Source organism: uncultured Nevskia sp., assembly GCF_903885465.1.
Classification (GTDB): Bacteria; Pseudomonadota; Gammaproteobacteria; order Nevskiales; family Nevskiaceae; genus Nevskia.
Window position 1 is genome coordinate 1 of sequence record NZ_CAISIQ010000315.1, and the last position, 4,410, is coordinate 4,410.

Genomic DNA, 4,410 nt, shown 5'->3' on the forward strand with positions numbered 1-4,410 from the left:
CGCTGACCATCGGCGACATCACCCAGCGCGCCGGCAACGTGTCCTGGAACCAGGGCAATGCGCGCACCAGCAGCATCTCGATCCGCGGCATCGGGCGCCAGGCGCAGACCGATGCGATGGACCCGAGCGTCGGCTTCAGCGTGGATGGCGTGCCCTACCCGTACAACCCGCTGGCCAGCTTCGATTTCATCGATCTGGCCAATGTCGAAGTGCTGCGCGGTCCGCAGGGCACCCAGGGCGGCAAGAACGCCAATGTCGGCCTGATCAATGTCACCACCAACCAGCCGCGCTTCGAACGCGACTTCAACGCCTCGGTGTTCCTCGGCCAGCAGAACACGGTGATCGCGCGCGCGGCACTCGGCGGCGGCGTCATCAAGGACCTGCTCGCCTGGCGCGGTGCGTTCTCGGTGCAGAAAGGCGACGGCTTCATCAAGAACGACTACAACCGCGACATCTCCTATCCGAACCGCGATGCCGTGGTCGGCCGCGTACAGTTCCTGCTGACGCCGCTGGACAATCTCAACGCCACCTTGCGAGCTGACTTCCAGCCGAGAGTCGGCCAGTACTACAACGGCTTTCTGCTGTACACGCCGACACCGACGAAGTTCGCCAACGGCGACAACAACACTCTCGCCAGCGACGCCAAGACCCGTCTGGGCCGTCGCTGGTTCACCCAGGACGGTGGCTACAGCTACGACCAGGACTATCTCGGCGGCGCGATCAACACCGACTCGCAGTTCCCGCTGGTCACCAGCAGCCGCGGTGCCTCGGCCGAAGTGACCTGGCTGCTCGGCGATCACACGCTGACCTCGATCACCGCCTGGAAGAACTTCTCGTTCCAGGCCAAGAATGACGAAGGCACACCGTTCGACATCAACAAGAACGGCGGCGGCAACGTCTTCTACAACCAGGCCAGCGAGGAGCTGAAGCTGACCGGCCATTTCGGCAGCGCCGTCGATTACACGAGCGGCATCTACCTGCTGCGGACGATGAACAACTACGACACCGGCAGCGGTTTCGGTGCCGATGCGGGTGCCTGGTATGCCGGCGCCGGTCAGTACACCACGCTCGACGCGGACGCCGCTGGCCGCTACTTGTTGACCAATTCGCTGAACCGCCTGGTCCAGAAACCGGTGCAGGAAATCCGCAACAAGAGTGCGGCCTTGTTCAGCCAGGCCGATTGGCACATCACGGAGCCGCTGACACTCACCGCCGGCTTCCGCTTCAGCCGCGAGGATCGTCGCAACACCACGTACAAGCAGATCTTCGAGCAGGGCTTTGCGCCGGAGCTGAACCCGGCGACGGTCAATGGCGTGGCGCTCGGCGGCTTCGCGTCGAACGCTGCCGGCGTGCTGACACCGGGTGCGAACAGCCCCGAGCAACTGGCACTGGCCGACTCCGTGGCGAAGAAATATTTCAATGTTGCCACCTACGGCGCGCTGACCGACGCCCAGAGAGCGCAGGTCGGCGCCGCCAAGGCAATCCGCCTGACCCAGATCGGCACGATCTGGAACGACACCGATGGCCCGCACTTCCAGAAAGTGCAGCCCTCGTTCGTGCTCAGCCCGAGCTATCGCTTCAACGAGCGCTATACCGGCTACGTGTCGTTCCGCTATGGCGAGAAGGCCGGCATCTCGCAGGTGGTCAACAGCGTGCCGTTCCTGGCGCTGCCCGAGGAAGCCCGCGCCTACGAACTGGGCCTGAAGACCTCGCTGCTCGACAGCAAGCTGACCCTCAACACCGCGCTGTTCTGGAACGACATCAAGAACTACCAGCAGCAGGTGCAGGTGTACGACGAGTACACGACAATCAACACGCCGGATGATCTGACCTACTACACCGCGGCCACCGGCAACGCCGCCAAGGTCCGTGCCCGAGGTGTGGAGATCGATGCGCTGTATCGGCCGATCGAACGGGCTTCGCTGCGTCTGTCGGTCGCCTACAACGATGCCTATTACCGGGACTTCCGGAACTCGGCGCAGCCGGTCGAGAACGGCAACCTGACCAGTCAGCCACTGCGTGACATCAGCGGTTCACGTCTCCCGGGTGCGGCCAAGTTCACCGGCAATCTCGGAGCCGACTACAACCAGCCCATCTTCACGGGCTATGTCGCCCACACCAACTTCAACCTGGCCTACACCAGCAACTACAACTCCGATGTCCGCCTGTCGTCCTACGCGACGGTGCCGGCCTACGTGATCGGCGATCTGGCTTTCGGGGTCGGCACCGCCGACCAGAAGTTCGACGTCAGCGTGCTGATCAAGAACGTGTTCAACGACGACACCTCCCAGGTCGTCACCTGGAACAGCTACGTACCTGCCACGCCACGCTTCTACGGCGTGCAGTTCAGCGCCAAGCTCTGATTTATCCCGAAGTAGAAGACGCCCCGGCATGCCCCTCGACTGGCATTGTCGGGGCGTCTGCTTTTCATCCGTCTATCAATGATGAACATCCAAGGAAAGCCATCCATGTCCCGCAAGCAAGCCCGTGATTTCCACCCTGAAGCCCTGAAGCTGTTCGACCAGTACGTGCACGGCCAGCTGTCCCGTCGTGGCTTCCTGCAGCAGGCCGGCCGCTACACCGCCGCCGGCATCGGCGCCGAAGCGCTGCTGCAGGCCTTGAGCCCGAACTTCGCCGAGGCCCAGCAGGTGCCGCCGGACGACAAGCGCCTGTGGACCGCTTATGTCGAATATCCATCGCCGGACGGCTACGGCAAGCTGCGCGGCTATCTGGTCAAGCCGGTCAATGCCAAGGGCAAGCTACCGACGGTGCTGGTCGCCCACGAGAACCGCGGCCTGAATCCGCACATCGAAGACATCGTCCGGCGGGTCGCGCTGGACAACTTCATCGCTTTCGCACCGGATGCGCTGTTCCCGCTCGGCGGCTATCCCGGCGATGAGGACAAGGCCCGCGAAGCGTTCACCAAGCTCGACCAGACCAAGACCCGCGCCGACTTCATCGCTGCCGCGAAGCAGCTGAAGGTCTTGCCGGATGGCAACGGCAAGCTCGGCGCGGTCGGCTTCTGTTACGGCGGCGGTGTTGCCAACTATCTGGCCACGCAGCTCCCCGATCTCGCCGCTGCCGTGCCGTTCTATGGTGCCCAGCCCCCGCTCGATACCGTGGCCGCGATCAAGGCGCCGCTGCTGCTGCAGTACGCCGAACAGGACGAGCGCATCAACGCCGGCTGGCCGGCCTATGAAACCGCGCTGAAAGCAGCCAAGGTGAACTACCAGGCCTACATCTATCCCGGCGTGCAGCACGGCTTCAACAACGACACCACGCCGCGCTACGACGCCGCAGCCGCGAAGCTGGCCTGGGAGCGGACGATCGCGTTCTTCGAACAGCACTTGCGCGGCTGATCGCGCAGCAAGAAAATCCGCCGCCGGCATCTCGCCCGCAGCGGATTTTTCCAGCCCCCTCGCCTGCACTGTGCCAGCGCCAGGCACCGCCAGCCGCTCCGCCGGTGCGGCTGGCGGTGAGTCAGGCGATCACTTCGCGGCCGTGACCACCGCCTGCAGCGAGGACAAGGGCACCAGACCCGGACCATGCAGCGCCGCGATCTGCTTGACGTCCAGCTTCAGCGTCTGGACGTTGTCCAGCAGGTTCTCGGCGAACGGATTGCGGCTGGTCGGCAGCGGCGCCGTCGTCGGCAGCGGCGTGTAGGCATCGGCTTCGACCAGCAGCTTCTCGGCCGGCAGATAGACCAGCGCGAAGGCATCGTTGTGACCGTTGCCGGCGATCGGATGAATTTCGATCTTGCGCGTGCCATCGTCGAGCAGATGCAGGTCGGTGAAAGTTTCGAAGCTCGCCGCCTTGTTCGATGCCGCAAGGCGATCGGGATTCAAGGTGCGCGGTGCGGCCCAGGCCTTTTCGTAGTAGCTGCGGTTCCGGGCGTGGGTGACGATCGTCGCGCCCTCATCCACGTAGGCGCGCAGGCCGCCGGCATGATCGAAGTGCGCATGGGTGTTGATCAGGTAGCGGATCGGCTTGCCTGGAATCAGTTCATGAACCTTGCCGATCACCGCCAGCGAGCGCGCTTCATGCTGCGGCGCCTCGACGACCACCACGTGGTCCTTCTGTTCGATCGCCAGGCTGTGGTGGCTGCCACCGGTGAGGTAATGGACGCCTGGCGCGATCAGGCTGTCGTCGACCTTGATGATCGCTGCATCGGCCTTGGCGACCGGCTCCGGCACGGCGAACGCAAGCTGCGGATTCAGCTTTACGTCCGTCACCTGAAGATCGAGCACCGGGTGGCCACCTTGGCTGCGGACGATGTGCGCCGGGAAGCGCAGACCGTCGTGATCGCGATACTCGCTGTAGCGGCTTTCGATCAGGGTGTCGCCGAGCACTGGATTGTCGATCCAGGTCTGCACCGATTCCACTTCGTTGCGGGCATTGATCAGGCCCACA

General features: G+C 63.9%; 3 protein-coding genes. 2 read left to right on the forward strand and 1 reads right to left on the reverse strand.

The features are described 5' to 3' along the window. Both QZY06_RS12230 and QZY06_RS12235 read left to right on the forward strand, forming a co-directional pair. Window positions 1-2,363: TonB-dependent receptor (locus QZY06_RS12230; protein ID WP_295684694.1), on the forward strand; the 2,363-nt coding region annotated here is incomplete at its 5' end. A 105-nt stretch (window positions 2,364-2,468) separates the two neighbouring features. After that, the gene (locus tag QZY06_RS12235; protein ID WP_295684696.1) at window positions 2,469-3,359 is read left to right on the forward strand and encodes a dienelactone hydrolase family protein; all 891 of its coding nucleotides are present in this window, start codon (window positions 2,469-2,471) and stop codon (window positions 3,357-3,359) included. A 129-nt stretch (window positions 3,360-3,488) separates the two neighbouring features. Here the strand turns inward: QZY06_RS12235 and QZY06_RS12240 are convergent. Further along, window positions 3,489-4,410, reverse strand: a 922-nt coding sequence (locus QZY06_RS12240; RefSeq protein ID WP_295684700.1) for an MBL fold metallo-hydrolase, incomplete at its 5' end; no start/stop codon positions are given.